The sequence below is a fragment of the Streptomyces sp. NPDC012794 genome (assembly GCF_042901085.1).
Lineage (GTDB): Bacteria > Actinomycetota > Actinomycetes > Streptomycetales > Streptomycetaceae > Streptomyces.
This window is the reverse complement of sequence record NZ_JBIBCI010000024.1, coordinates 44,071-69,020: the sequence shown is the minus strand read 5'-3', so window position 1 is coordinate 69,020 and position 24,950 is coordinate 44,071. Positions and strand designations below refer to the sequence as shown.

Here is a 24,950-nt window from a genome sequence, read left to right as displayed (position 1 = left end):
TCTGGCGTTGATTTTTGGCACGCTGTTGAGTTCTCAAGGAACGGACGCTTCCTTTGTACTCACCCTCTCGGGCTTTCCTCCGGGCTTTCGTTCTGCTCTTCGTTCTTGCGTTTCCGACTCTACCAGACTCTCTCGGGTCCGATTTCCTCGGCGCTTTCCAGGTCCTGCGCTTTCGCGCTTTCCTTTCGGCGTGGTCACTACGTTAACGCTTTTCCCTCCCGGCTCATAATCGAGCCGGTCGGCAGGGAATTCGGGCACGCCGAATAGGACCCCGCCAGGGGTGAGTCGCAGGTAGTGGTTTGGCCGCTCGGGGTCTGCTGAAGGCAGTGCTCCGTTCCAACGGCTCGGGCTACGTTAGGCGTCTCCCAAGATCGAGTCAAGTTGCGCGGCGGCGCGGCGCGTGGGCCCGGTACGGGCTGACGGTCGGATCGCCGGTGATCCAATAGCGGTAGGGGTGGGCGGCGCCCTCACCGCCCACCCCCGTGCGGGGGCCGTTGCTCACCAGGTCGGGCGGGGTGGAGGTGCCGGCGAGGAGGGACAGGGGGGAATCGGGGCCCGCGCAGAGATCGGTGCCGTCGAGGGAGCGGTCCACGTCCAGGGCCGTGGCCAGGCGGGCCGGACCCTTGGCCAGTTCATGCGGGTATCTGGCTGAAAGCCGACGTTTGGCGGCCAGCTCGGCGCCCATCGTCACCTCCCCCGCCCGCAGCAGCACCCCGCTCGCATGGTCCGGCGGGCCGCAGACGAGGTTGAGGCTGAACCACATGCCGTAGATGAAGTAGACGTACGCGTGTCCGGGCGGGCCGAACATCGACGCGTTGCGGGCGGTGCGGCCCCGGTAGGCGTGGGAGCCGGGGTCGGTCTGGCCCTCGTACGCCTCCACCTCCGTGATCCGCAGTTCCATGGGGCCGTCCGGAGTACGGCGGACCAGGATGCGGCCGAGCAGGTCGGGGGCCACGGTGAGGACCGGGCGGTCGAAGAAGGACCGGGGCAGGGGCGTACGGTCGGGGCGCGCGCTCATCCGGTCGAGGGTAGTGGAACGCGCGCTCCTGCAACCGGGGCCTATGGTTCCGCAGTGGTAAGGGGCGGTCGCGCCGCGGAGCGCGGAGCGCGGCAGATCGCAGCAGGTCTGGTCACCGCCTCTTAGAGTCGCCAGGTCTTAGATCCGTATAGGGAGATTGAGCATGGGGTTCAGGAAGCTGTTCGCGAGCCTGGGTGCCGGCGGTGCTTCGGTGGACACGGTCATCACCGAGCCGAACGTCGTGCCCGGCGGGATCGTCCAGGGCGAGGTCCGGATCCAGGGCGGGTCCGTGGAGCAGCAGATCGAGGGGCTCTCCGTCGGGCTCCAGGCGCGGGTGGAGGTGGAGGGCGGCGACAGCGAGTACAAGCAGGACGTCGTCTTCACCAAGCAGCGCCTCGGGGGTGCCTTCAAGGTGCAGCCCGGCGCGCTCCACGTGGTGCCCTTCGGGCTGGAGATCCCGGCGGAGACGCCGGTCACCCACTTCGGCGGGCAGCAGCTGCACGGGATGAACATCGGGGTCAGCACCGAGCTGGAGATCGCGCGCGCGGTGGACGCGGGTGACCTGGACCCGATCAACGTGCACCCGGTGCCGGCGCAGCAGGCGATCCTGGACGCGTTCCGGCAGCTGGGCTTCACCTTCCGCAGCGCGGACATGGAGCGCGGGCACATCCGCGGCACCCGGCAGACGCTGCCCTTCTACCAGGAGATCGAGTTCCTCCCGCCGTCGCAGTACCGGGGGCTGAACCAGGTCGAGCTGACCTTCGTCTCGGACGGGCACGAGATGGACGTGGTACTGGAGATGGACAAGAAGCCGGGTCTGTTCAGCGAGGGCAGCGACACCTACCGCTGCTTCCAGGTGGGGCTGCAGTCGTACCAGGGGACCGACTGGGCGGCGTACCTGAACCAGTGGATCGCCTCGGTCGGTTCGCAGCGCAACTGGTTCTAGGCTCGGCCCGTACCCCTCATCCGATCCAGGAGGACCAGCAGTGGCCGAGCAGAACAGGGCGCCCCTTCCCCACGCCTTCCACCCCGAGGTGGAGACCTTCACCGTGACGAGCCCGGATATCGCGCCGGGGGCGGAGCTGTCCGCGGCGCAGGTGCTGACGGGCGGCAACATCTCGCCGGAGCTGCGGTGGGAGGGCTTCCCCGAGGGGACGAAGAGCTTCGCGGTGACCTGTTTCGACCCGGACGCGCCGACGGGCAGCGGGTTCTGGCACTGGGTGCTCTTCGACATCCCCGCCTCGGTGACCTCGCTGCCCGCCGGAGCGGGCAGCGGGGACTTCGAGGGGCTGCCGGAGGGGGCCGTGCACGCGCGCAACGACTACGGCACCCGGGACTTCGGGGGTGCGGCGCCCCCGCGCGGGGAGCGGCACCGGTACGTGTTCACCGTGTACGCGGTTGACCGCGAGGAGTTGGGGACGGACGAGGACTCCTCTCCGGCGTCGGTCGGTTTCCACCTCCGGTTCCACGCCCTGGGCCGCGCCCAGCTGATCGGTGAGTACGAGTCGCCGGCCGGCTGAGCGTTCTTCCGGTGTTCGCCCGGTCCTGGTCTAAAGAAGGCCAGGACCGGGCATTTTTATTGCGTTGTCCCGCGTGGCGCGCGCGGCCAGAGTGGTTCCGGGTCTAGCGCCAGGGTGGTCGCGGGCCTGCACACGGGAGGTGGGCGAGATGCGGGACACGCTGGTACTGAACGCGAGCTTCGAGCCGCTGTCGACGGTGACGCTGAACCGGGCTGTGGTGCTGGTCCTCCAGGACAAGGCAGTCGTCGAACAGTCGCACCCCGAGCTGCGTGTGCGCGCCGCGACCATGGAGCTCCCGATGCCCCGGGTGATCCGGCTCTGCAGGTACGTACGGGTGCCCTTCCGAAGACATGCTCCCTGGTCGCGGCGGGGGGTGCTGGTCCGGGACCAGCACCGGTGCGCGTACTGCGGGAAGCGCGCGACGACGGTCGACCACGTTCTGCCGCGTGCTCAGGGGGGCGGTGACACCTGGCTGAACACGGTGGCCTCGTGCGCCGAGGACAACCACCGCAAGGCGGCGCGGACGCCTGAGGAGGCGGGGATGCCGCTGCTGCGGAAGCCGTTCGTGCCGTCCCCGGCGGACGCGATGCTGCTCGCCCTGGGGGTGGGCGGGGAGGACGCGCTGCCCGAGTGGCTGGCGCGCACCGCCTGAGCCCTGCCCGTACCGTCCCGTCCGCCGGGGTGTGCGGCGCGCTGGGCGACGTATTTCCTCTACGTCGCTCAGCGGAGCAGCAGCTGGACGATGGCCACGATCCCGACCGCGACGATGAGGGCGCGCAGGGCGGTCGGGGGAAGCCGGCGGCCGACCTTGGCGCCGATCTGGCCGCCGATGGCGGAGCCGACCGCGATGAGGAGCACGGCCGTCCAGTCGAACTCGGCGACGAAGAGGAAGAAGACGGCCGCGATGCCGTTGACAAGTGCGGCGAGCACGTTCTTGACGGCGTTGATCCGTTGCAGGTCCTCGTGCAGCAGCAGGCCCATCAGGCCGACGTAGAGGACGCCCTGCGCGGCGCCGAAGTAGCCGCCGTAGGCGCTGGAGAGCAGCATGCCGGCGAGCAGGGCGGCTCCGCCGTCGGCCCGGCCCGGCTCGCCGCCGACGGCTTGCTGACGCCGGCGCAGGGCCGCCGCGAGACGGGGCTGGAGGACGACGAGCACCAGGGCCAGACCGATGAGGACGGGCACGATCGTGTCGAAGGAGTCCGACGGCAGGTTCAGCAGCAGGACGGCGCCCGCGAGGCCGCCGACGAGGGAGACGGCGCCGAGCCTCATGATGCGGGCGCGCTGGCCCTGGAGTTCCCTGCGGTAGCCGATGGCGCCGCTGATGGAACCGGGCACGAGGCCGAGGGTGTTGGAGACGTTGGCGGTGACCGGCGGCAGTCCGGTGGCGAGCAGCACCGGGAAGGTGATCAGGGTGCCGGAGCCGACGATGGTGTTGATGGTGCCGGCGCCGATTCCGGCGGCGAAGACCGCGAGCGATTCCAGGACGGACATGGACATGGACGGAGCCATCCCCTTTGTGTGAGTGAGTCGCCTCCCCGCCATGAAGGTCGAGGGGCCTCACCGATCATGCACGAAAGGGGGCGGCCGTCAGTCGATGGGGGGCTGTTCCCGGCGCTCGGCGGTTCCGTCGCCGCCGGGGGCGGGCTTGCCGGGGTTCTGCGGGTTGAAGCCGGACGGACCGCCGCCGAGGGGGCCGAAGTTGCCCATGGCGCCCGAGAGGCCCTTGAGCGCGTCTCCGATCTCGCTGGGCACGATCCAGAGCTTGTTGGCGTCGCCCTCGGCGATCTTCGGGAGCATCTGGAGGTACTGGTAGGCGAGGAGCTTCTGGTCGGCGTCGCCTGCGTGGATCGACTCGAAGACGGTGCGGATGGCCTGGGCCTCGCCCTCGGCCCGCAGGGCGGCGGCCTTGGCCTCACCCTCGGCGCGCAGGATCGAGGACTGCTTCTCGCCCTCGGCGCGCAGGATCTCCGACTGGCGGACGCCTTCGGCCTGGAGGATCGCGGCGCGCTTGTCGCGGTCGGCGCGCATCTGCTTCTCCATCGAGTCCTGGATGGAGGTCGGCGGCTCGATGGCCTTCAGCTCGACGCGGTTGACGCGGATGCCCCACTTGCCGGTGGCCTCGTCGAGGACCCCGCGCAGGGCGGCGTTGATCTCCTCGCGGGAGGTGAGCGTCCGCTCCAGGTCCATGCCGCCGATGATGTTGCGCAGGGTGGTGACGGTGAGCTGCTCGATGGCCTGGATGTAGCTGGCCACTTCGTACGTCGCGGCGCGGGCGTCGGTCACCTGGTAGTAGATGACGGTGTCGATGTTGACGACCAGGTTGTCCTGGGTGATGACGGGCTGCGGCGGGAAGGGGACGACCTGTTCGCGGAGGTCGATCCGGTTGCGGATGGAGTCGATGAACGGGACGACGATGTTGAGGCCCGCGTTGAGGGTGCGGGTGTAGCGGCCGAACCGTTCGACGATGGCGGCGCTGGCCTGCGGGATCACCTGGATCGTCTTGACCAGGGCGATGAAGACCAGTACCACCAGGATGATCAGGACGATGATGATCGGTTGCATGCGGTTCCCCGTGCCCTTCCGGCTGTCTGTGCTGCCCCGTTGAACGGAGTCTCGCAGACCCCGGGGCCGCGGGTGGGCTGCTTGCTCACATGACGACCGCGGTCGCTCCGTCGATGTCGACGACGTCGACGGACTGGCCGGGTTCGAAGGTGGTGTCCGAGTCGAGGCTGCGGGCGGACCAGATCTCGCCGGCCAGCTTGATGCGGCCGCCGCTGCCGTCGACCCGTTCGAGCACGACGGCGGATCTGCCCTTCAACGCCTCGATGCCGCTGCGGTGTTGGGGCCGCTGGTCGCGGTGGCGGTTGGAGATCGGCCGTACGACGGCGATCAGCGCGACCGACACGATGACGAAGACCAGGACCTGGGCCACCACTCCCCCGCCGACGGCCGCGGTGACGGCCGCGGCGACCGCGCCGACCGCGAACATGCCGAACTCCGGCATGGCGGTCAGGACGAGGGGGATGCCCAGTCCGACCGCGCCGATGAGCCACCACACCCACGCGTCGATGTCCACGTGGTCATGGTAGGCCGGGCGGGCGCGGCCGGACAGGGCGCGCACGGCTCGGCCGGCGCGACGCTTGAGAGACGGCCTAGCGCAGGGGCAGGCCCTGGGCGGACCAGCGGTCGTGGTCGTTGCGCTCGACGATGAGGGGGAGGCCGAAGCAGAGGGAGAGGTTGCGGGAGGTCAGTTCCAGCTCGATGGGACCGGCGGTGACGACCTTGCCCTGGCGGATCATCAGGACGTGCGTGAAGCCGGGGGCGATCTCCTCGACGTGGTGCGTGACCATGACCATGGACGGGGCGAGGGGGTCGCGGGCCAGGCGGCCGAGGCGCCGTACGAGGTCCTCGCGGCCCCCGAGGTCGAGGCCGGCGGCGGGCTCGTCGAGGAGGAGGAGCTCGGGGTCGGTCATCAGGGCGCGGGCGATCAGGGTGCGCTTGCGCTCGCCCTCGGAGAGGGTGCCGAACTTGCGGTCGAGGTAGTCGGTCATGCCGAGGCGGTCCAGGAACGCGCGGGCGCGCTGCTCGTCGATCTCCTCGTACTTCTCCTGCCAGGTCGCGGTCATGCCGTAGGCGGCGGTGAGCACGGTCTGCAGGACGGTCTGCCGCTTCGGGAGCTTGTCGGCGAGCGCGATGCCGGCGACGCCGATGCGCGGACGCAGCTCGAAGACGTCGCTGCCGGGCTTGCCGAGGGTGCTGCCGAGGATGGTCGCGGCGCCCGTGGTGGGGAAGAGGTAGCTGGAGGCGAGGTTCAGCAGCGTGGTCTTGCCGGCGCCGTTGGGGCCGAGGATCACCCAGCGCTCCCCCTCCTTCACCGACCAGGAGACCTGGTCCACCAGAGCCCGGCCCTCGCGGACCACGGATACGTCCACCAGCTCCAGAACATCGCTCATGAGCGTGTTGTCACCCCTTGCAGTCACGGTTCTCTGTGCGCCGGCAGGCGCAGCCCCAGGGGAAAACCTACGCCACTCGGGGAGGGCTCCGGGCGCCAGGCCGGGTCGGGGGGCCGATCCGTAGAGTGGGGGGATGCTTTTCGAACCGCGTTCAGGGCGGCTGGCCGCCTGGGGGAACGCTCTGCTGGCCGGTCTGGTCTCGCCCGACGAGGCCGCGCTGTCGATCGTGGGCGAGGACGCCGTGCACCGGGTGTCGGGGCTGCCGGGTGAGGCGGGTCCGGTGGGGCTCACGCTGGCGTTGGGCCGGCTGCGGGCGCTGGGGGTGTCCGGGCTGCGGGTGGCGCTGCCGGTGGCGGGGCATCCGCTGGGGCTGAGCGGGCCGCCGGAGTTCAACGCGCGGGCGCTGGAGGCCGAGGAGGCGGTGGTGTGCGCGGGGGCCGCGCTGGGGCTGGTGCCGGAGGTCACGGAGGCGGGCCCGGCCGGTGACGTGCACGTCTCGGTGGTGTGGCACTGCCTGCCGGTACGGGAGGCCCCGCCGGCGGACGTGCCGTCGCTGGGCGAGGCGGAGCGGGAGCTGGCCGAGGCGCTGCGCGAGGCGACGGTGGTGCTGACCCGGCTGGACGTGTCGGCGTCGGGGCCGGTGGCGGACGCTGCGCTGTCGGCGTACCGGGCGCGGGCGGAGGCGGGGCGGGAGGTACTGGCGCCCGGGTATCCGCCGCGGGCGGTGCGGGTGCTGGCGCTGGCGCAGCGGGTGGACCTGATGGTGTCGCTGGCGTACGAGCGCGGGCACGGAGGTGCGGTGGCCGCATCGGAGATCGCGGCGCGGGCGGAGGCGCTGCGGCCGGTGGAGCGGGTGGCGCGGCGGGCGCTCGTGGCGGCGTACAACGCGGCGGTGGAGGAGCGCTAGCCTCCGGCGGTTGTGCCCGGGCCCCCGATCTTCGGGAAGGGCCTCGGGAGGGAACGGCACGGCCCCGCTTCCCGGGGAGAAGGGGGGAAGCGGGGCCGGTGGGGGCGCGGGTCAGGCGTTGACGCCGGTGTTGCCGAAGGCGCCGTTGAGCAGGCCGATCACGGTGACGGCGTTGCCGACCGCGTTCACGGGGACGTGCACGGGGACCTGGATGAGGTTCCCGGAGGCCACGCCGGGCGAGTTCAGGGCCTCGCCCTCCGCGGACGCACCGCCGTGCGCCGAGGAGACACCGGCGCCGGCGGCGACGAGGCCGCCCGCGATCATGGTGACGGCTGCGGCCTTCTTGAAGTTCTTCACGTTCTCGTCCTCCAGTGCGTCCGCCGCGACCAGCCGTCGCGGCACGCCATGGAGAACGGCCGCACCCCGGCCGGGATACGCCATGTGGGCTACATACACCCGACCGTATGAATCTCAGCTGAGCGCATTACTTGGCGCGGCGGTGGGCGGGCCAGTCGGTGAGGCCGTGTCTGACGGCCCACAGCGCGGCCTGGGTCCGGTCGGAGAGGTCCAGTTTCATCAGGATGTTCGAGACGTGCGTCTTGACCGTCTTCTCGGACAGGACGAGGGCCCTGGCGATCTCCCGGTTGGCACGGCCGTCCGCGATCAGGCCGAGGACCTCCCGCTCCCGGTCGGTCAGCGCTCCCCCGCGTCCTCCCGGGCCGCTCTGGTCGTCCTGGGCCGCGAGCAGGGTCTCGGCGACCTCCGGCTGGAGCAGTACGTGTCCCGCGTGCACGGAGCGGATTGCGGCGGCGAGGGCCTCCGGGTCGACGTCCTTGTAGAGGTATCCGGCGGCACCGGCCCGAAGGGCGGGGACCACGGTCCGCTGTTCCGTGAAGCTGGTGACGATCAGGACCCGGGCCCCGTTGCCCAGGTCCCGCAGCCGCCGCAGGGCCTCGATGCCGTCGGTGCCCGGCATCTTGACGTCCATGAGGATCACGTCGGGCCGCAGCTCCTCGGCCCGGTCGGTGCCCTCCGACCCGTCGGAGGCCTCGCCGACCACCTCTATGTCCTCCTGCACCTCCAGGAAGGTGCGCAGGCCGCGCCGGACCACCTGGTGGTCGTCGACCAGCAGGACGCGGATCCGGCCGCGACCGGGGGTGTCAGCCACCGGGGACCTCCATCTCGATCGTGGTGCCCGCACCGGGCGCCGAGCGGACCTCCAGCCGGCCTCCGGCGCCGCTCGCGCGGTCCCGCATGGAGACGAGCCCGAGGTGCCGGCCGGCCGTGCGGACGGCGGAGGGGGAGAAGCCGCGGCCCCCGTCCCGGACGCGCAGGACGGCGCCGCCCGCGGGGGTACGGGCGAGGGTGACGTCGACGCGGTCGGCTCCGGAGTGGCGCAGGGCGTTGTGCAGGGCCTCCTGCGCGACGCGCAGCAGGGCCTCCTCCTGGGCGGCGGGCAGGGCCCGTACGCCGTCGCAGGTGAAGGTGACGCGCGCGGTGTGGGCACGGTCCAGTACGCGGACGTGGTCGCGCAGGGTGTGGACGAGGCCGTCCTCGTCCAGGGCGGCGGGCCGCAGCTCGGTCACGGCGGCGCGGAGTTCGTCGGCGGCCTCGGCGGCGAGCGCGGCGACCTGCTGGAGCTCCCCCTTGGCGCGGGCCGGGTCTCGGTCCACGAGGGCGGCGGCGGCCTGGGCCGTCAGGCGGAGGGAGAACAGCTTCTGGCTCACGGCGTCGTGCAGCTCGTGGGCGAGCCGGGAGCGCTCCTCGGCGATGGTCAGTTCGCGGCTGCGCTCGTAGAGGCGGGCGTTGGTGAGGGCGATGGCCGCGTGCTGGGCGAGGAGGGAGAGGAGCGCCTCGTCCTCGTCGGTGAAGCCGCCGGGGCCGTTCTTGTCGGCCAGGAAGAGGGCGCCGAGGTTCTCCTCCCCGTCCCGGATGGGCAGGCCGAGGAAGCCGGACATCTCGGGGTGGGCGGCGGGCCAGCCCCCGAAGCGCGGGTCCTCGCGTACGTCGGCCAGCCGCTGGGGGGTCTCCTCGTGGAGCATCGCGGCGAGGATGCCGTGCTGGCGGGGCAGCGGACCGATGCGGCGCCACTGCTCCTCGCTGATGCCGTCCACGACGAACTGGGCGAAGCCGCCGTGGTCGTCCGGGACGCCCAGGGCCGCGTACCGGGCGTCCAGCAGCTCGCGGGCGGAGGCGACGATCGTGCGCAGGACGTCGTGGACCTCCAGCCGGCGGCTCATGGCGAGCAGCGCGGCGCTGACGGCCGCCAGTCCTCCCGTAGCGGGTCCGTTGTGCATGGGGTCACCGTACCGGCGGCCCTGACCTGGGGTATCGGGCGTCGGGCGTAGGTCCCGGGCCCCAGGGCGTCCGGCCCGGGCGGGGGGTGCGGGGGCGGGCTCTCTGCCCTGGGGATGAGGTCCGGGGCGTTCGGCTCATCCTTGAGTCGGAGTTTGCTCACGTATTGAATTGCGAGCGCAACTCTGGGTGAGACTGTTACCTGCCCGATGTGAGCCCGGGCATAGGACGCACATCACTTACGAAGCTGCGTAGTGGAGGCATAAGGACACCGTCAGCGCTGCCGCGCCTAGCGGCTGGGGCGCAAATGCCGCTTCACCGGGCGGGCGTGATCCACTAAGCGGGATCGTACGTCACACCTTTGCCAGCTGATTTTGCCGCCGCTAAGAATGGCACCCGTCGCACAGCGCCGCGGATCCCGGATCCGAGCGGCGCTTTCCTGCGGCCCCCGCTATTCGAAGAGGTTGCTTCGCATGTCTGCTTCCAGCACTCCCGGTCACAGTCGTCTGACGAAGGCGCACAAGCTGTCGATCGCCGGTGTCGCCACCCTCGGTGCCGCCGCCCTCGCCTTCTCCCTCGTCCCCGCCGGTGCCGAGAGCGCTCAGGCTCAGACGTTCGAGGCCGCCCCGGTCGCCTGGACCCAGTCCGTGCAGAAGCACCTCGGCGCCCAGCAGGTCGTCGCCGACCAGAAGGCCAAGGACGCGGCGAAGGCCAAGGCCGAGGCCCAGGCGAAGAAGGACCGCGAGGCCAAGGCGGCCGCCAGCCGTTCCGCGGCCCGCACCCCGGTCTTCGCGAACAACCTCGACGGCTGGATCAAGGAAGCGCTCTTCATCATGAAGCGCGAGGGCATCCCCGGCAGCTACTCCGGCATCCACCGCAACATCATGCGCGAGTCGAGCGGCAACCCCCGCGCGATCAACCTGTGGGACATCAACGCGCAGAACGGCATCCCGTCCAAGGGCCTGCTCCAGGTGATCGCCCCCACCTTCAAGGCGTACCACGTCAAGGGCACCAAGTTCGACCAGTACGACCCGGTCGCGAACATCGTCGCCGCGTGCAACTACGCCGCCGACCGCTACGGCTCCATGGACAACGTGAACAGCGCGTACTGAGCGCCTCACCCCCCATACCCCCCATGCGCCTCAGGGCGGCCCCCGGAGTTCCGGGTGCCGCCCTGAGGCGTTGCGCGTGGCGGCGGGAGGCCGGGCCCGCTACTTGCGCATGACCTCGGGCTCGTGGCGGCGCAGCAGGCGCGCGACCGCGAAGCCGCAGATGATGCCGAGCAGCAGCAGGACGGTGACGTCCATGAACCACTGGCCGGCGGTGTGGTCCCACAGCGGGTCGGTGTTGGTGGGGTTCTGCGGGTCCCACGGCGCCATGAGCTTGCCCAGGTTCAGGGTGGTTCCGGCGGCGCCGATGGCCCAGCGGGACGGCATCAGGTAGGCGAACTGCTCCAGACCGATCTTGTCGTACAGCTGGAACAGGACACCGGTGAAGACGACCTGGACGATCGCGAACATGACGAGCAGCGGCATGGTCTTCTCGGCGGTCTTCACCAGCGAGGAGATCACGAGGCCGAACATCATCGCGGTGAAGCCGAGCGCGGTGACCGAGACGCACAGCTCGACGGCCGGGCTCATGAACAGGCCCTCGGCGGGCAGCTTGCGCGGGGTGAAGGCGATGGCGCAGATGATCACGCCCTGGATCATCGTGATCACGCCGAGGACGATCACCTTCGACATGAGGTACGCCGACCGCGACAGGCCGGTCGCGCGCTCGCGCTCGTAGATGACCCGTTCCTTGATCAGCTCACGGACCGAGTTGGCCGCGCCCGAGAAGCACATGCCGACCGCGAGGATCAGCATGATCGTGCCCGCGTCGCCGTTGAAGCGGGACGGCGGGGTCGGCGGGGCCAGGCCGAACTTGGCGGGGATCACGGTGGACACGAAGCCGAGGACGGCCGGCATCAGCACCATCAGGGCCAGGAAGCCCTTGTCGGAGACGATCACCGAGACGTAGCGGCGCATCAGCGTCCACAGCTGCGAGCCCCAGCCCTGCGGCTTCGGCGGGTTCATCTGCTGCGGCGAGGGCATCGCGACCTGCTGCGGGGCGACCGCGTCGAGGTCCGCGGCGTAGAGCTGGTAGTGCTGCGAGCCCTTCCAGCGGCCGGCCCAGTCGTAGTCGCGGTAGTTCTCGAAGGCGGAGAACACGTCGGCCCAGGTGGTGTAGCCGAAGAAGTTCAGCGCCTCGTCCGGCGGGCCGAAGTACGCGACGGACCCGCCCGGGGCCATGACCAGCAGCTTGTCGCACAGGGCCAGCTCGGCGACCGAGTGGGTGACGACGAGGACCGTGCGGCCGTCGTCGGCGAGGGCGCGCAGCAGCTGCATGACGTCGCGGTCCATGCCCGGGTCGAGGCCGGAGGTCGGCTCGTCCAGGAAGATCAGCGAGGGCTTGGTCAGCAGCTCCAGGGCCACCGACACGCGCTTGCGCTGACCACCGGAGAGCGAGGTGATCCTCTTGTCCTTGTGGATGTCGAGCTTGAGCTCGCGCAGCACCTCGTCGATGCGGGCGGCGCGCTCGGACTCGGCGGTGTCGCCGGGGAAGCGCAGCTTGGCCGCGTACTTGAGGGCCGTGCTGACCTTCAGTTCCTTGTGCAGGATGTCGTCCTGCGGGACCAGGCCGATGCGCTGGCGGAGTTCCGCGAACTGCTTGTACAGGTTGCGGTTGTCGTAGAGGACGTCACCCTGGTCGGCGGGCCGGTAGCCGGTGAGCGCCTTCAGGAGCGTCGACTTGCCGGAGCCGGAGGGGCCGATGACGCCGATGAGCGACTTCTCCGGGACGCCGAAGGTGACGTCCTTGAGGATCTGCTTGCCGCCGTCGACGGTGACCGTGAGGTGGCGGGCCGAGAAGGAGACGTCACCGGTGTCGACGAACTCCTCGAGCCGGTCACCGACGATCCGGAACGTCGAGTGGCCGACGCCGACGATGTCGTTCGGGCCGAGCAGCGCGGTGCCGGACTTGGGCAGCGGCTGGCCGTTGACGTAAGTGCCGTTGTGGCTGCCGAGGTCGTGGATCTCGAAGCGGCCGCCGGTGGAGCGGAACTCCGCGTGGTGGCGCGAGACCTGGAGGTCCGAGACGACGAGCTCGTTCTCCAGGGCACGGCCGATGCGCATGACGCGGCCGACGGCGATCTGGTGGAACGTCGTCGGGCTGCGGTGGTCGCTGTAGCCCGGGGCCGCGGACTGCGCGGGACCGCCGCCGCCCTGCTGCTGCGGCACGTACGGCTGCTGGTGCTGCTGGTGCTGCTGGTGCTGCTGCTCCCAGGCGGGCTGCTGCGGCTGCTGCTGCACCGGGGCCTGGTACGCCGGGGCCTGCGCCTGCTGCTGCGCCCGCGCGGCCGGAGCCTGGTAGGCCGGCTGCGGAGCCGCCGCGGCGGCGCCGCTGATATTCAGCCGCGGGCCGTCGGTCGCGTTGCCCAGGTGCACCGGCGTACCGGGCACGAGCTCCGTCTGCTGGACCCGCGCGCCGTGCACGTAGGTACCGTTGGTGCTGCCGTGGTCCTCAATGGCCCAACCCCGGCCGTTCCAGCCGATGGTGGCGTGCCGCCACGACACCCGCGCATCGTCGATCACCACGTCTCCCTGGGGATCGCGCCCCAGCGAGTACGACCTGGACGGATCGAGCGTCCAGGTCCTTCCGTTCAATTCCAGTACGAGTTCCGGCACTCCAGCCCCACTTAAGGTCCCCCGAGAATCCCCCTGGCGTCCAGGGAGAACGACGTCAGGGAGTCTAGGGATGGCGAACATCCGGGGGAACTATTTCAGGCCTGGGGCCACATGTGGAATCGGGGCCTTCCGCCGGCCCCTCCGCGAGCCCGCTGACGGGGTCGAAAGGCACCCGGAGAGTGCGATACGGGACTTCTCGCCTTCCTGACGCCGGCCCCCGCCGGTTTCACGTCGCCGCGCCGGCCCCGCCCCGGGGCGGGGCCGGGCAGCGGCCGGGCGCGGAGGCGGCCGGAGGCCGGGGCCGCCGCGGGGCGCGGCGAAGCGCGGCGTCTGAAGGGTGGGACGGGGGTCCGGGGCCGGGGGGCGGGAAGATACGGTGTGAGCACCATGAGCGCTTCGCAGACCTCCGACGTCCCCACCCTCCTCGTCAAGATCTTCGGCAAGGACCGTCCCGGGATCACCGCCGGGCTGTTCGACACCCTCGCCGCCTACTCCGTCGATGTCGTCGACATCGAGCAGGTCGTCACCCGCGGCCGCATCGTCCTGTGCGCCCTCGTCACCAAGCCCGCCGCCGGCTCCGAGGGCGGGCTGCGCTCCACCGTGCACAGCTGGGCCGAGTCGCTCAAGCTGCAGGCGGAGATCATCTCCGGTACCGGTGACAACCGGCCCCGCGGCAGCGGCCGCTCCCACGTCACCGTTCTGGGACACCCCCTCACCGCCGAGTCCACGGCGACCATCGCCGCCCGGATCACCGCGGCCGGCGGCAACATCGACCGTATCTTCCGGCTCGCGAAGTACCCGGTGACGGCGGTCGAGTTCGCCGTCTCCGGCGTCGAGACGGAGCCGCTGCGCACCGCCCTGGCCACCACCGCCGCGCAGATCGGTGTCGACGTGGCCGTGGTCTCGGCCGGGCTGCACCGCCGGGCGCAGCGGCTCGTGGTCATGGACGTGGACTCGACCCTGATCCAGGACGAGGTCATCGAGCTCTTCGCCGCGCACGCCGGCTGCGAGGCCGAGGTGGCCGAGGTGACCGAGCGCGCCATGCGCGGCGAGCTGGACTTCGAGCAGTCCCTGCACGCCCGGGTCGCGCTGCTGGCGGGGCTGGACGCGTCGGTGGTGGACAAGGTCCGCTCGGAGGTGCGGCTGACGCCGGGCGCGCGGACCCTGATCCGGACCCTGAAGATGCTGGGCTACCAGGTGGGCGTGGTCTCGGGCGGGTTCACCCAGGTGACGGACGACCTGCGGGAGCGGCTGGGGCTGGACTTCGCCTCGGCCAACACCCTGGAGATCGTCGACGGGAAGCTGACCGGCAGGGTCACCGGCGAGATCGTGGACCGGGCGGGCAAGGCCCGGCTGCTGCGCCGCTTCGCGGAGGAGGCCGGGGTGCCGCTGTCGCAGACGGTGGCGATCGGTGACGGCGCCAATGACCTGGACATGCTGAACGCGGCCGGCCTGGGCGTCGCCTTCAACGCCAAGCCGGTGGTCCGCGAGGCCGCCCACACCGCCGTGAACGTGCCCTTCCTGGACGCGGTGCTGTACCTGCTCGGCGTCACGCGTGAGGAAGTGGAAGCGGCGAACCTGGCCTGAGGCCCCTTCGCCCGCCCTCACCCCCGTACGCCCGGCCGGATCGTCTCCGGCCGGGCGTACGTCCTTGCGTGGTGCTCGGGCCACGTAGGGGGCTCGGGCTCAGTGCTCCTTGGGCGTCCAGTAGTCCAGCAGGGTGCACGCCCCGAGTTCGAGGGACTTCCACGGGCCGGTGAAGGAGACGATGGCCAGCGCGGCGGTCGGGAAGCCCGTACGGGTCATCCGTGACAGGGCGTCGCCCTCGGCGCGTCCGCACAGGCCGTCGGCGAGGGCGTGCATGCCGGGGTTGTGGCCGATGACGAGGACGTCGGACACCTCGTCGGGGGTCTCGTTCAGCAGGGCGATGAGCTCGCCCGGCGAGGCTTCGTAGAGCCTGTCCTCGTACACGGTCTTCGGCCGGGAGGGGAGTTCCTGGACGGCGAGCTTCCAGGTCTCCCGGGTGCGGGCGGCGGTGGAGCAGAGGGCCAGGTCGAAGGTGATGCCGGTCTCGGCCAGCTTCAGTCCGACGGCGGGCGCGTCCTTGCGGCCGCGTTCCGCCAGCGGGCGGTCGTGGTCGGACACCTGCGGCCAGTCGGCCTTGGCGTGCCGGAGGAGGGCGATCCTGCGGGGTGTGTCGGCGCTCATGGCTCCCAGCTTCGCATGAAACGGGCTGCCGGGCGCAGGGTGTTGGGGGGCCTTCCCCCCTCGGTGGGACGTGTCCCGCGCACGGGTCAGCCGACGGCGCGCAGCAGCTGGTGGGTGACCTGGACCAGGGCGGAGCCCTCTCCGGCGGCGGCGTGTGCCTGGCCGGAACCGGCGAGGAGGAGCAGGAGGAGGCCGAAGGCGAGGGCGGGCAGCGCCAGCGTCCACCAGTGCAGCCGGGTGCCGGGGGCGCTGGTGCGGGGGCCGGACGGGTGTGCGGGGGCCGACATGGCCGCCTCCTGGGTGTGCGGGGTGGGACGGGCTCGCTCTCCTTCGAACCTATGGATCCGAAGGGGCGGTTCCCATCCGGGGCGCACCCCAGGCAACCCTGAACCTGGCCCCCTAGGGGGTGGTGGGGTTATCCCCACCACCCGCCGGGGTCACCGGTGTCAGGGGGAGGCGACGGTCGCGATGACGGAGATGATCACGGACACCAGGAGCATCGCGCCGAGCACGAGGCCGAGCTTCCTGTGGCCGTTCTGCGGGTTGGGTTCGAGTACGGGCGACATGCCGTTCAGTCTCGCATGCCGCATTCGTCCTCGATCGTGCGGTCCCGGCCCGCGAGGAGGCCGAGGACGACCTGGGGGACGAGGAGGCCCGCCATCAGGGCCAGTGGCAGGTCCCAGCCGCCGCTGTGCTGGTAGAGGGTGCCGATGACCAGGGGGCCGGGGATGGAGATGAGGTACCCGGTGCTCTGGGCGAACGCGGAGAGCTTGACGACTCCGGCCGGGGACTTGGCGCGCAGCCCGATCATCGTGATGACGAGGGGGAAGGCGCAGTTGGAGATGCCGAGCAGCAGCGCCCAGGCCCAGGCTCCGGCGGCGGGAGCGAGGTAGAGCCCGAGGTAGCCGATGAGGCCGAAGACGCCGAGGACGACGGCGATGGGGCCCTGGTTGCGCATGCGTCCGGCGAGGCCGGGGATGACGAAGGCCAGGGGGACGCCCATGACCATGGTGACGGCGAGCAGCACGCCGGCGGTGGAGGCGGAGACGCCCGCGTCGCGGAAGATCTGCGGGAGCCAGCCCATGGTGACGTAGGCGCCGGTGGCCTGGAGGCCGAAGTAGCAGGCGAGGGCCCAGGCGGTGCGGCTGCGGACGACGGAGGGGCCGGTCGCGGCGGTCGCGGCGGCGGGCGCCGCGGCCCTCTCGCGGCGGCTCGCGGCGGCGACGGGCAGCCAGGGCAGTACGGCGGCCAGGGCGAGGCCGGCCCAGATCAGCAGGCCGGTGCGCCAGCTGCCGCCGAGGGCGCCGGTCAGCGGGACGGTCGCGGCGGCGGCGAGGGAGGTCCCGGCGGCCAGGGCCATGGAGTAGAGGCCGGTCATGGTGCCGACGCGGTCCGGGAAGTAGCGCTTGACGATCACCGGGAGCAGCACGTTGGTCAGGGCGATGCCCGCCAGGGACAGGGCGCTGGCGGCGAGGAAGCCGGCGGCGCTGTCCGCGAAGGGGCGGATCAGCAGGCCGGCGGCGACGGCGGCCATGCCGGCGCAGACGACGGCGGCCGGGCCGAAGCGGCGCGAGAGCCGGGGCGCGGTGATGCCGAAGACGGCGAAGCAGAGTGCGGGGACCGAGGTGATGAGCCCGGCGACGGTGCCGCTCATGCGGAGACCGGTGCGGGCCTCCTCGAAGAGGGCGCCGAGGCTGGTGATGGCCGGCCGCAGGTTGAGGGCGGCCAGCACGATCCCGACGATGAGCACCGGGCCCAGCCACGCGGGGGCGGCTTCGGGCGCGGCGGGAGCGGGCCGTGCGGGGCCGCCGTCCGCGACCGCCGGGCGGTTCATGGTCTGGATGTCTTCGTCACGCATCCCGCCATCATAGAATCATGGGATGATTGGTTGTCCAGTCGCGGACGGACCGGGACGGTCCCGCACGGGCCCGTCCGTCCCGGCCCCAGCTCCGCTCCAGCCGACCCCGAGGGGGTTCCACCCGCCATGCCGCTGACCTCGCCCCGGCGCTCCGCGCTCGTCGATCAGGTGATCGCCCAGCTGAGGAACCAGATCACCTCCGGCGAATGGCCGGTCGGGAGCCGGATCCCCACCGAGCCCGAGCTGGTGGAGCTGCTGGGCGTCGCCCGCAACACCGTGCGGGAGGCGGTACGCGCCCTCGCGCACAACGGGCTCCTCGACATCCGCCAGGGTTCGGGTACGTACGTGCTCGCCACCAGCGAACTCGCCGGGGTGATGCACCGGCGCTTCGCCGGGGCCGACCCGCGGCACGTCGCGGAGCTGCGCTCGACGCTGGAGTCCGCGGCGGCCCGGCTGGCGGCGGAGCGGCGGACCGAGCGGGACCTCGTACAGCTGGACGCGCTGCTGGCGCGGCGCGAGGAGGCGTGGGAGAGCGGGGACGCGGAGCTGTTCGTGGCGGCGGACGTGAGCCTGCACATGGCGGTGGTGACGGCCTCGCACAACGAGGTGCTGACCGGGCTGTACGCGGACCTCGGCGACCTCGTCGCGGACTGGCTGCGGACGGACGTCGGCACCGAGCTGGACCCGGCGGACCACCTGGACCACGCCCGCCTGATCGAGGCGATCCGGCGCGGGGACGCGGACACGGCCGCGGCGGAGGCCGCGGGCTACCCCTTCGCCTGCCTGGGCAAGGGCGCCCCTTCCTGAGGCCCTGAGGCCCCTGAAGCCCCTGAGGCCCCTGACGCACACGGGGCCGCCGGGGCGCGGGCTCAGGGGGTGCGCTGGTGGCTCACCCAGGCCGTGCGGACCTCCTTCCAGCAGCGGCCCGCGAGCCGGGTGCGGCCGGCCGGATCCAGGGGGACGAGGGCGCCGTCCGCGTCCAGGTCCCACCAGCGCTCGCACTCCACATGGAGGCGGAGCAGGTCGGTCCGGGGGTAGGCGTTGTGGCAGGAGGCCACCACCGTCGAGCCGGTGATCTCGGTGTCGCAGTCGGAGCCGAAGAGTTCCGCCGCGGGCGTCCGGGCGGGCCGTACGGGTGGCTCGGCGGGGATGTCCTGGAGGTCCACGACGGCCGGGGCGCCCGCTTCGGGGCCGGGCACGGGTTCCCGTACGCCGGGCTGGGCGAGGGCGCCGGGGCCCAGGAGGCCGGTCAGGACCACCGAGGTGACCAGCAGCGATACCGCTCGGCTCGGCCTCGCGCGCATGGCCGGACCTCCTCCCCGCACACACCGGGAAGATCCCGGCATGGTCATTTTGCAGGCATGTGTCCCGGTTTTCGACTCGGGAAGATCCGGCCGGGCGCCGGACATCCGAACGAACGCGGCCGCGCGACCGGCCCCCGCTCCCGGCTCCGCGCACGGAAACGGCGGTGGCCGCGCCTTCCGGGAGGAAGGCGCGGCCACCGCCGTACGGGGGGACGGTCCGGGATCAGGCACCCATCGCGTGCAGGCCGCCGTCCACGTGGACGATCTCGCCGGTGGTCTTGGGGAACCAGTCCGACAGCAGGGCCACGACGCCCTTGCCCGCCGGCTCCGGGTCGCTCATGTCCCACTCCAGCATCGAGCGGGAGTTCCAGACGTCCGCCAGCTCCGAGAAGCCCGGGATGGACTTGGCGGCCATCGAGCCGATCGGACCGGCCGACACCAGGTTGCAGCGGATGTTCTCCTTGCCCAGGTCACGGGCGAGGTAGCGGCTGGTGGCCTCCAGGGCGGCCTTGGCCGGGCCCATCCAGTCGTACTGCGGCCAGGCGTACTGCGCGTCGAAGGTGAGGCCGACGACGGCCGCGCCCTCCGCCGGGAACAGCGGCTTGCAGGCCATGGTCAGCGACTTCAGCGAGAACGCCGAGACGTGCATGGCGGTGGCCACCGACTCGAACGGGGTGTTCAGGAAGTTGCCGCCGAGGGCGTCCTGCGGGGCGAAGCCGATGGAGTGCACGACCCCGTCGAGGCCGCCGAGCTCGTCACGGACGAGCTGCTCCAGACGGGCCAGGTGCTCGTCGTTGGTGACGTCGAGCTCGATCACCTTGACCGGCTTGGGCAGCTTCTTGGCGATGCGCTCGGTCAGCGTCGGCCGCGGGAACGCCGTGAGGATGACCTCGGCGCCCTGCTCCTGGGCCAGCCTGGCGGTGTGGAAAGCGATGGACGACTCCATCAGCACCCCGGTGATGAGGATGCGCTTGCCCTCGAGAATTCCGCTCATGGTGATCAGTGACCCATGCCCAATCCGCCGTCAACGGGAATGACGGCTCCTGTGATGTACGCGGCGTCGTCGGACGCCAGGAAGCTGACGGCCGCCGCGATCTCCTCGGGCCGCGCGTAGCGGGCGAGCGGCACGTTCGCCACGATGGCCGCGCGCTGCTCGTCGGTGAGCACCTTCGTCATGTCGGTGTCCACGAAGCCGGGGGCGACCACGTTGAAGGTGATGTTGCGGGAGCCCAGCTCGCGGGCGAGCGAGCGGGCGAAGCCCACCAGGGCCGCCTTGGAGGCGGCGTAGTTAGCCTGGCCGGCCGAGCCCAGCAGGCCGACGACCGAGGAGATCAGGACGACGCGGCCCTTCTTGGCCCGGAGCATGCCGCGGTTGGCGCGCTTGACCACCCGGAAGGTGCCGGTGAGGTTGGTGTCGACGACGGACGCGAAGTCCTCCTCCGACATCCGCATCAGCAGCGTGTCCTTGGTGATGCCGGCGTTGGCCACCAGCACCTCGACGTTGCCGTGCTTCTCCTCGATCTCCTTGTAGGCCTGCTCCACCTGCTCGGAATCGGTGATGTCGCAGCGCACCGCCAGCACACCGAGCGAGGTGAGCTCCTGGGGGGGCTCTCCCGAGCGGTACGTGATGGCGACCTTGTCGCCGGCCTCTGCGAAGGCTCGGGCGATGGCGAGGCCGATGCCCCGGTTTCCTCCGGTGACGAGAACCGAGCGGCTCAACGGATCACCCTTTCCCTAGCGGTCTGAATAGCAAAAACCTATAGGCCGGGCCGGTCATCCGGAGAATCGGGCTCCGACAGGGCCTCGCGACGGGCTCTGTCGAGTCCCTACAGAAAGAGGTAGGCACAGTGGCTCCGGGCGCGACATGATCGGGGCGACCGGCCCCGACCCCGGGAGGACTCCCGTGCCCCATTCCATCGACGCGGCTTTCACCGCGCTGCCCCTGCGGGCTCTCGCCGACGCGGCACTCGCCCGGGCGCGCGCGCTGGGCGCCGACCATGCCGACTTCCGGCTCGAGCGGATCCGCAGCGCCTCCTGGCGGCTGCGCGACGCCAAGCCCTCCGGCGGCTCCGACACCACCGACCTCGGTTACGCGGTCCGGGTGGTGCACGGCGGCAGCTGGGGCTTCGCCTCCGGCGTGGACCTGACCATGGACGGCGCCGCCAAGGTGGCCTCGCAGGCCGTGGCCATGGCGAAGCTGTCGGCCCAGGTGATCAAGGCCGCCGGCTCCGACGAGCGGGTGGAGCTGGCCGAGGAGCCGGTGCACGCGGAGAAGACCTGGATCTCCGCCTACGACGTGAACCCCTTCGAGGTACCGGACGCCGAGAAGTCGGCCCTGCTCGCCGACTGGAGCGCGCGGCTGCTGGCGGCCGCGGGCGTCGCGCACGTCGACGCCTCGCTGCTCGCCGTCCACGAGAACAAGTTCTACGCCGATACCGCGGGCACCTCCACCACCCAGCAGCGGGTGCGCCTGCACCCGCAGCTCACCGCGGTCGCCGTCAACGGCACCACCGGCGAGTTCGACTCCATGCGCACCATCGCCCCGCCCGCCGGGCGCGGCTGGGAGTACCTGACCGGCACCGGCTGGGACTGGGACGCCGAGCTGGAGCAGATCCCCGCCCTCCTCGCGGAGAAGATGCGGGCCCCCGGCGTCGAGGCCGGGCGCTACGACCTGGTCGTGGACCCGTCCAACCTGTGGCTCACCATCCACGAGTCCATCGGCCACGCCACCGAGCTCGACCGGGCGCTGGGCTACGAGGCGGCGTACGCGGGGACCTCCTTCGCCACCTTCGACCGGCTGGGCACGCTCAAGTACGGCTCCTCGATCATGAACGTGACCGGGGACCGCACCGCCGAGCACGGCCTGGCGACCATCGGCTACGACGACGAGGGCGTCGAGGCGCAGAGCTGGGACCTGGTCAAGGACGGCGTCCTGACCGGCTACCAGACCGACCGGCGCATCGCCCGGCTGACCGGCCTCGGCCGCTCCAACGGCTGCGCCTACGCCGACTCCCCCGGGCACGTGCCGGTGCAGCGGATGGCGAACGTCTCGCTCCAGCCGGATCCGGGCGGGCTCTCCACCGAGGACCTGATCGGCGGGGTGGAGCGCGGGATCTACGTGGTCGGCGACCGCTCCTGGTCCATCGACATGCAGCGTTACAACTTCCAGTTCACCGGGCAGCGCTTCTTCCGGATCGAGAACGGCCGGCTGGCCGGGCAGCTGCGCGACGTCGCGTACCAGGCCACGACCACCGAATTCTGGGGCTCGATGGAGAAGGTCGGCGGCCCGCAGACCTACGTCCTGGGCGGCGCCTTCAACTGCGGCAAGGCCCAGCCGGGCCAGGTCGCGGCGGTCTCGCACGGCTGCCCGTCGGCCCTGTTCCGCGACGTGAACATCTTGAACACCACCCAGGAGGCCGGACGCTGATGTCGCCGAACCGCACGAAGCCCCACGAGATCGTCGAGCGGGCCCTGGAGCTGTCCACCGCCGACGGCTGCGTCGTCATCGCGGACGAGGAGTCCAGCGCCAACCTGCGCTGGGCCGGCAACGCGCTCACCACCAACGGGGTCACCCGCGGCCGGACCCTGACGGTCATCGCCACGGTCGACGGCAAGGAGGGCACGGCCTCGGGGGTCGTCTCGCGCTCCGCCGTCACCGCCGCCGACCTGGAGCCGCTGGTGCGGGCCGCCGAGGCGGCCGCGCGGGCGGCCGGGCCCGCCGAGGACGCCCAGCCGCTGGTGACCGGAACCCCGGCCTCCCCGGACTTCGCCGACGCGCCGGACGAGACCTCCTCGGCGGTGTTCGCCGACTTCGCCCCGGCCCTCGGCGAGGCCTTCGCCCGGGCCCGCGCGGGCGGCCGCGAGCTGTACGGCTTCGCCAACCACGAGATGACCTCCACGTACGTCGGCACCTCGGCCGGGCTACGGCTGCGCCACGACCAGCCGAACGGCACCCTGGAGCTCAACGCCAAGTCCCCGGACCGGCTGCGTTCGGCCTGGGCCGGCCGGGCCACCCGCGACTTCAAGGACGTGGATCCGACCGCCCTGGACGCGGAGCTCGCCGTACGCCTGGGCTGGGCGGAGCGGAAGGTCGAGCTGCCCGCCGGCCGGTACGAGACCCTGCTGCCGCCGACCGCGGTGGCCGACCTGCTGATCTACCAGATGTGGTCGGCGGCGGCCCGGGACGCGGTGGAGGGCCGGACGGTCTTCTCCAGGCCCGGCGGCGGCACCCGGATCGGGGAGCGGCTCTCGCGGCTGCCGCTGACCCTGCGCAGCGACCCGAACGCGCCGGGCCTGGAGTCCGCGCCGTTCGTGATCGCGCACAGCTCGGGCGACGACGCGTCGGTCTTCGACAACGGCCTGCCCGTCCCGGCGACGGAATGGATCCGCGAGGGGGAACTGGCGCGGCTGACCACGACCCGGCACAGCGCCGCGCTGACCGGGCTGCCGCTCTCCCCGGCCTTCGGGAACCTGATCCTGGACGGGGGCGGCGAGAAGTCCCTGGAGGAGATGGTGGCGGGCACCGAGCGGGGTCTGCTGCTGACCTGCCTCTGGTACATCCGCGAGGTCGACCCGGCCACGCTGCTGCTCACGGGCCTGACCCGGGACGGGGTGTACCTGGTGGAGAACGGGCAGGTCACGGGCGAGGTCAACAACTTCCGGTTCAACGAGTCGCCGGTGGACCTGCTGTCGCGGGCCTCGGAGGCGGGGCGGACCGAGAGGACCCTTCCGCGCGAGTGGGGCGACTGGTTCACGCGGGCCGCCATGCCTCCTGTCCGCATCCCGGACTTCAACATGAGTTCGGTCAGCAAGGGCGTCTGATCCACCTAGACTGAGCTCGGCATTTCCACATTTCGCAAGGAGTCGAGAGACCGTGACGGACATCGTCGACGAACTGAAGTGGCGCGGGCTGTTCGCCCAGTCCACTGACGAAGAAGCGCTGCGCAAGGCCTTCGCGGACGGTCCGGTCACGTTCTATTGCGGCTTCGACCCGACCGCGGCCTCCCTGCACGTGGGGCACCTGGTGCAGGTGCTCACCGTGCGCCGGCTCCAGCAGGCCGGCCACCGGCCGCTGGCGCTGGTCGGCGGGGCCACCGGTCAGATCGGTGACCCGCGCCCGACGGCGGAGCGGACCCTGAACGACCCGGAGACGGTCGCGAACTGGGTGAACCGGCTGCGCACGCAGATCGAGCCGTTCCTGTCCTTCGAGGGCGAGAACGCGGCGGTCATGGTGAACAACCTGGACTGGACGGCGGGCCTGTCCGCCATCGAGTTCCTGCGGGACATCGGCAAGCACTTCCGCGTCAACAAGATGCTGACGAAGGACTCGGTCGCCAAGCGGCTGGACTCCGAGCAGGGCATCAGCTACACGGAGTTCAGCTACCAGCTGCTCCAGGGCATGGACTTCCTGGAGCTGTACCGCCGCTACGGCTGCACCCTCCAGCAGGGCGGCTCCGACCAGTGGGGCAACCTGACGGCGGGCCTCGACCTGATCCACCGGGTGGAGCCGGGCGCGCAGGTGCACGCGATGGCGACCCCGCTGATGGTGAAGGCGGACGGCACCAAGTTCGGCAAGTCCGAGAGCGGGGCCGTCTGGCTCGACCCGGAGATGACCACCCCGTACGCCTTCTACCAGTTCTGGCTGAACGTGGACGACCGGGACATCTCCACCTACATGCGGATCCTGTCCTTCAGGTCCCGTGAGGAGTTGGTGGAGCTGGAGGCGCAGACCGCGGAGCGTCCGCAGGCGCGGGCGGCCCAGCGGGCGCTGGCGGAGGAGCTGACCACGCTGGTGCACGGCGCGGACCAGTGCGCCGCCGTGATCGCCGCGTCGAAGGCGCTGTTCGGCCAGGGCGAGCTCGCGGAGCTGGACGAGGCCACGCTGGCCGCGGCCCTCTCCGAGCTGCCGCACGCCCGGGTCTCCGAGCTGGGCCCGGTCGTGGACCTGTTCGCCGAGACGGGCCTGGTCGCCAGCAAGTCCGCGGCCCGCCGGACGGTGAAGGAGGGCGGCGCCTACGTGAACAACGCGAAGGTCACCGCCGAGGACGCGGTCCCCTCGCCGGAGGACCTGCTGCACGGGCGCTGGCTGGTGCTGCGCCGCGGCAAGAAGAACCTCGCCGCGGTGGAGGTCACCGGCGCCTGAGGACACGAACACGGCCGAGG

Annotated in this window: 26 protein-coding genes; 10 read left to right on the top strand and 16 right to left on the bottom strand. The window is 71.5% G+C overall.

Going from position 1 to position 24,950, the window contains the following annotated elements; translation table 11 throughout:
- Window positions 1-376 precede the first annotated feature (376 nt).
- On the bottom strand, window positions 377-1,018 hold the full coding sequence (locus ACFY7H_RS30585; protein WP_388944741.1) for a DNA-3-methyladenine glycosylase: 642 nt from the start codon (window positions 1,016-1,018) through the stop codon (window positions 377-379).
- Between the two features lie 163 nt (window positions 1,019-1,181).
- Here ACFY7H_RS30585 and ACFY7H_RS30580 point away from each other — a divergent pair, with 163 nt between their 5' ends.
- The 3 genes from ACFY7H_RS30580 (at window position 1,182) to ACFY7H_RS30570 (ending at window position 3,190) form a co-directional block, all read left to right on the top strand.
- Entirely contained in the window at window positions 1,182-1,964 is a 783-nt protein-coding gene (locus ACFY7H_RS30580) for a sporulation protein (RefSeq protein ID WP_388944738.1), read from the top strand.
- A gap of 40 nt (window positions 1,965-2,004) precedes the next feature.
- Window positions 2,005-2,538 carry a YbhB/YbcL family Raf kinase inhibitor-like protein gene (locus ACFY7H_RS30575; protein ID WP_388944735.1) on the top strand — a complete coding sequence of 178 codons (534 nt, stop codon included), beginning with the start codon at window positions 2,005-2,007 and terminating at the stop codon, window positions 2,536-2,538.
- Between the two features lie 148 nt (window positions 2,539-2,686).
- Entirely contained in the window at window positions 2,687-3,190 is a 504-nt protein-coding gene (locus tag ACFY7H_RS30570) for an HNH endonuclease (RefSeq protein ID WP_042800736.1), read from the top strand.
- A 68-nt stretch (window positions 3,191-3,258) separates the two neighbouring features.
- Here the strand turns inward: ACFY7H_RS30570 and ACFY7H_RS30565 are convergent, their stop codons facing one another.
- The 4 genes from ACFY7H_RS30565 to ACFY7H_RS30550 form a co-directional block, all read right to left on the bottom strand.
- Window positions 3,259-4,029 (bottom strand): sulfite exporter TauE/SafE family protein, encoded by a 771-nt coding sequence (locus ACFY7H_RS30565; protein WP_388944750.1) that lies wholly within the window; start codon window positions 4,027-4,029, stop codon window positions 3,259-3,261.
- Window positions 4,030-4,125: 96 nt separating this feature from the next.
- Window positions 4,126-5,100, bottom strand: a complete 975-nt coding sequence (locus tag ACFY7H_RS30560) for an SPFH domain-containing protein (protein ID WP_388944733.1) — start codon at window positions 5,098-5,100, stop codon at window positions 4,126-4,128.
- Window positions 5,101-5,185: 85 nt separating this feature from the next.
- A complete protein-coding gene (locus tag ACFY7H_RS30555; protein WP_388944731.1) occupies window positions 5,186-5,614 on the bottom strand; it encodes an NfeD family protein in 429 nt (142 codons plus the stop codon).
- Window positions 5,615-5,690: 76 nt separating this feature from the next.
- The gene (locus tag ACFY7H_RS30550; protein ID WP_388944729.1) at window positions 5,691-6,491 is read right to left on the bottom strand and encodes an ABC transporter ATP-binding protein; all 801 of its coding nucleotides are present in this window, start codon (window positions 6,489-6,491) and stop codon (window positions 5,691-5,693) included.
- A gap of 133 nt (window positions 6,492-6,624) precedes the next feature.
- Here ACFY7H_RS30550 and ACFY7H_RS30545 point away from each other — a divergent pair, with 133 nt between their 5' ends.
- A complete protein-coding gene (locus tag ACFY7H_RS30545; RefSeq protein WP_388944726.1) occupies window positions 6,625-7,398 on the top strand; it encodes a hypothetical protein in 774 nt (257 codons plus the stop codon).
- A 111-nt stretch (window positions 7,399-7,509) separates the two neighbouring features.
- On the opposite strand, the gene ACFY7H_RS30540 is transcribed toward ACFY7H_RS30545, so the two are convergent.
- From ACFY7H_RS30540 to ACFY7H_RS30530, 3 genes are all read right to left on the bottom strand, one after another.
- Window positions 7,510-7,755, bottom strand: a complete 246-nt coding sequence (locus ACFY7H_RS30540; RefSeq protein ID WP_388944746.1) for a chaplin — start codon at window positions 7,753-7,755, stop codon at window positions 7,510-7,512.
- Window positions 7,756-7,882: 127 nt separating this feature from the next.
- Window positions 7,883-8,566: a response regulator gene (locus ACFY7H_RS30535; RefSeq protein WP_388944723.1), complete on the bottom strand. Its 684-nt coding sequence runs from the start codon at window positions 8,564-8,566 to the stop codon at window positions 7,883-7,885.
- The gene (locus ACFY7H_RS30530) at window positions 8,559-9,695 is read right to left on the bottom strand and encodes a GAF domain-containing sensor histidine kinase (protein WP_388944720.1); all 1,137 of its coding nucleotides are present in this window, start codon (window positions 9,693-9,695) and stop codon (window positions 8,559-8,561) included. Before ACFY7H_RS30530 ends, ACFY7H_RS30535 begins: the two co-directional genes overlap by 8 nt.
- A gap of 471 nt (window positions 9,696-10,166) precedes the next feature.
- On the opposite strand from ACFY7H_RS30530, the gene ACFY7H_RS30525 reads away from it, so the two are divergent.
- Window positions 10,167-10,805, top strand: coding sequence for a transglycosylase SLT domain-containing protein (locus ACFY7H_RS30525; RefSeq protein WP_388944717.1), 639 nt, complete (start codon window positions 10,167-10,169; stop codon window positions 10,803-10,805).
- Window positions 10,806-10,904: 99 nt separating this feature from the next.
- On the opposite strand, the gene ACFY7H_RS30520 is transcribed toward ACFY7H_RS30525, so the two are convergent.
- Window positions 10,905-13,418, bottom strand: a complete 2,514-nt coding sequence (locus ACFY7H_RS30520) for an FHA domain-containing protein (protein ID WP_388944713.1) — start codon at window positions 13,416-13,418, stop codon at window positions 10,905-10,907.
- Between the two features lie 387 nt (window positions 13,419-13,805).
- Here ACFY7H_RS30520 and serB point away from each other — a divergent pair, with 387 nt between their 5' ends.
- Window positions 13,806-15,005 carry a phosphoserine phosphatase SerB gene (gene serB / locus ACFY7H_RS30515; RefSeq protein ID WP_388944710.1) on the top strand — a complete coding sequence of 400 codons (1,200 nt, stop codon included), beginning with the start codon at window positions 13,806-13,808 and terminating at the stop codon, window positions 15,003-15,005.
- Between the two features lie 99 nt (window positions 15,006-15,104).
- Here serB and ACFY7H_RS30510 read toward each other — a convergent pair whose 3' ends face one another.
- The 4 genes from ACFY7H_RS30510 to ACFY7H_RS30495 all read right to left on the bottom strand — a co-directional run bounded on the left by ACFY7H_RS30510 (window position 15,105) and on the right by ACFY7H_RS30495 (window position 17,484).
- The gene (locus tag ACFY7H_RS30510) at window positions 15,105-15,626 is read right to left on the bottom strand and encodes a SixA phosphatase family protein (protein WP_388944706.1); all 522 of its coding nucleotides are present in this window, start codon (window positions 15,624-15,626) and stop codon (window positions 15,105-15,107) included.
- An 86-nt stretch (window positions 15,627-15,712) separates the two neighbouring features.
- Window positions 15,713-15,913, bottom strand: coding sequence for a hypothetical protein (locus tag ACFY7H_RS30505; protein ID WP_388944703.1), 201 nt, complete (start codon window positions 15,911-15,913; stop codon window positions 15,713-15,715).
- Between the two features lie 159 nt (window positions 15,914-16,072).
- The gene (locus ACFY7H_RS30500; protein ID WP_388944700.1) at window positions 16,073-16,192 is read right to left on the bottom strand and encodes an SGM_5486 family transporter-associated protein; all 120 of its coding nucleotides are present in this window, start codon (window positions 16,190-16,192) and stop codon (window positions 16,073-16,075) included.
- A 5-nt stretch (window positions 16,193-16,197) separates the two neighbouring features.
- On the bottom strand, window positions 16,198-17,484 hold the full coding sequence (locus ACFY7H_RS30495) for a CynX/NimT family MFS transporter (RefSeq protein ID WP_388944697.1): 1,287 nt from the start codon (window positions 17,482-17,484) through the stop codon (window positions 16,198-16,200).
- A 126-nt stretch (window positions 17,485-17,610) separates the two neighbouring features.
- On the opposite strand from ACFY7H_RS30495, the gene ACFY7H_RS30490 reads away from it, so the two are divergent.
- Complete coding sequence (locus tag ACFY7H_RS30490; RefSeq protein ID WP_388944694.1) at window positions 17,611-18,291, top strand: FadR/GntR family transcriptional regulator; 681 nt, start codon at window positions 17,611-17,613, stop codon at window positions 18,289-18,291.
- Window positions 18,292-18,353: 62 nt separating this feature from the next.
- Here ACFY7H_RS30490 and ACFY7H_RS30485 read toward each other — a convergent pair whose 3' ends face one another.
- From ACFY7H_RS30485 to fabG, 3 genes are all read right to left on the bottom strand, one after another.
- Window positions 18,354-18,788 (bottom strand): hypothetical protein, encoded by a 435-nt coding sequence (locus ACFY7H_RS30485; protein WP_388944691.1) that lies wholly within the window; start codon window positions 18,786-18,788, stop codon window positions 18,354-18,356.
- 223 nt (window positions 18,789-19,011) lie between these two features.
- Window positions 19,012-19,782: an enoyl-ACP reductase FabI gene (gene fabI / locus ACFY7H_RS30480; RefSeq protein WP_388944688.1), complete on the bottom strand. Its 771-nt coding sequence runs from the start codon at window positions 19,780-19,782 to the stop codon at window positions 19,012-19,014.
- Window positions 19,783-19,787: 5 nt separating this feature from the next.
- Complete coding sequence (fabG, locus tag ACFY7H_RS30475) at window positions 19,788-20,507, bottom strand: 3-oxoacyl-[acyl-carrier-protein] reductase (RefSeq protein WP_388944685.1); 720 nt, start codon at window positions 20,505-20,507, stop codon at window positions 19,788-19,790.
- 145 nt (window positions 20,508-20,652) lie between these two features.
- Between fabG and ACFY7H_RS30470 the strand changes: the two genes are divergently transcribed.
- Genes ACFY7H_RS30470 through tyrS form a run of 3 tightly spaced genes read left to right on the top strand, consistent with a single transcriptional unit; the run spans window position 20,653 to window position 24,930 of the window.
- Complete coding sequence (locus ACFY7H_RS30470) at window positions 20,653-22,215, top strand: TldD/PmbA family protein (protein WP_388944682.1); 1,563 nt, start codon at window positions 20,653-20,655, stop codon at window positions 22,213-22,215.
- Window positions 22,215-23,609: a metallopeptidase TldD-related protein gene (locus tag ACFY7H_RS30465; protein WP_388944679.1), complete on the top strand. Its 1,395-nt coding sequence runs from the start codon at window positions 22,215-22,217 to the stop codon at window positions 23,607-23,609. The genes ACFY7H_RS30470 and ACFY7H_RS30465 overlap by 1 nt, the downstream gene beginning before the upstream one ends.
- A gap of 52 nt (window positions 23,610-23,661) precedes the next feature.
- Complete coding sequence (tyrS, locus tag ACFY7H_RS30460; protein ID WP_388944676.1) at window positions 23,662-24,930, top strand: tyrosine--tRNA ligase; 1,269 nt, start codon at window positions 23,662-23,664, stop codon at window positions 24,928-24,930.
- Window positions 24,931-24,950: the final 20 nt, after the last annotated feature.

Excerpts from the sequence above, each read along its gene's own strand:
- ACFY7H_RS30585 (WP_388944741.1), bottom strand. The coding sequence starts at position 1,018 with ATGAGCGCGCGCCCCGACCGTACGCCCCTGCCCCGGTCCTTCTTCGAC.
- ACFY7H_RS30580 (WP_388944738.1), top strand. The coding sequence starts at position 1,182 with ATGGGGTTCAGGAAGCTGTTCGCGAGCCTGGGTGCCGGCGGTGCTTCG.
- ACFY7H_RS30570 (WP_042800736.1), top strand. The coding sequence starts at position 2,687 with ATGCGGGACACGCTGGTACTGAACGCGAGCTTCGAGCCGCTGTCGACG.
- ACFY7H_RS30565 (WP_388944750.1), bottom strand. The coding sequence starts at position 4,029 with ATGTCCGTCCTGGAATCGCTCGCGGTCTTCGCCGCCGGAATCGGCGCC.
- ACFY7H_RS30560 (WP_388944733.1), bottom strand. The coding sequence starts at position 5,100 with ATGCAACCGATCATCATCGTCCTGATCATCCTGGTGGTACTGGTCTTC.
- ACFY7H_RS30550 (WP_388944729.1), bottom strand. The coding sequence starts at position 6,491 with ATGAGCGATGTTCTGGAGCTGGTGGACGTATCCGTGGTCCGCGAGGGC.
- ACFY7H_RS30545 (WP_388944726.1), top strand. The coding sequence starts at position 6,625 with ATGCTTTTCGAACCGCGTTCAGGGCGGCTGGCCGCCTGGGGGAACGCT.
- ACFY7H_RS30530 (WP_388944720.1), bottom strand. The coding sequence starts at position 9,695 with ATGCACAACGGACCCGCTACGGGAGGACTGGCGGCCGTCAGCGCCGCG.
- ACFY7H_RS30525 (WP_388944717.1), top strand. The coding sequence starts at position 10,167 with ATGTCTGCTTCCAGCACTCCCGGTCACAGTCGTCTGACGAAGGCGCAC.
- serB (WP_388944710.1), top strand. The coding sequence starts at position 13,806 with ATGAGCGCTTCGCAGACCTCCGACGTCCCCACCCTCCTCGTCAAGATC.
- ACFY7H_RS30510 (WP_388944706.1), bottom strand. The coding sequence starts at position 15,626 with ATGAGCGCCGACACACCCCGCAGGATCGCCCTCCTCCGGCACGCCAAG.
- ACFY7H_RS30505 (WP_388944703.1), bottom strand. The coding sequence starts at position 15,913 with ATGTCGGCCCCCGCACACCCGTCCGGCCCCCGCACCAGCGCCCCCGGC.
- ACFY7H_RS30500 (WP_388944700.1), bottom strand. The coding sequence starts at position 16,192 with ATGTCGCCCGTACTCGAACCCAACCCGCAGAACGGCCACAGGAAGCTC.
- ACFY7H_RS30495 (WP_388944697.1), bottom strand. The coding sequence starts at position 17,484 with ATGCGTGACGAAGACATCCAGACCATGAACCGCCCGGCGGTCGCGGAC.
- ACFY7H_RS30490 (WP_388944694.1), top strand. The coding sequence starts at position 17,611 with ATGCCGCTGACCTCGCCCCGGCGCTCCGCGCTCGTCGATCAGGTGATC.
- ACFY7H_RS30485 (WP_388944691.1), bottom strand. The coding sequence starts at position 18,788 with ATGCGCGCGAGGCCGAGCCGAGCGGTATCGCTGCTGGTCACCTCGGTG.
- fabI (WP_388944688.1), bottom strand. The coding sequence starts at position 19,782 with ATGAGCGGAATTCTCGAGGGCAAGCGCATCCTCATCACCGGGGTGCTG.
- ACFY7H_RS30470 (WP_388944682.1), top strand. The coding sequence starts at position 20,653 with ATGATCGGGGCGACCGGCCCCGACCCCGGGAGGACTCCCGTGCCCCAT.
- ACFY7H_RS30465 (WP_388944679.1), top strand. The coding sequence starts at position 22,215 with ATGTCGCCGAACCGCACGAAGCCCCACGAGATCGTCGAGCGGGCCCTG.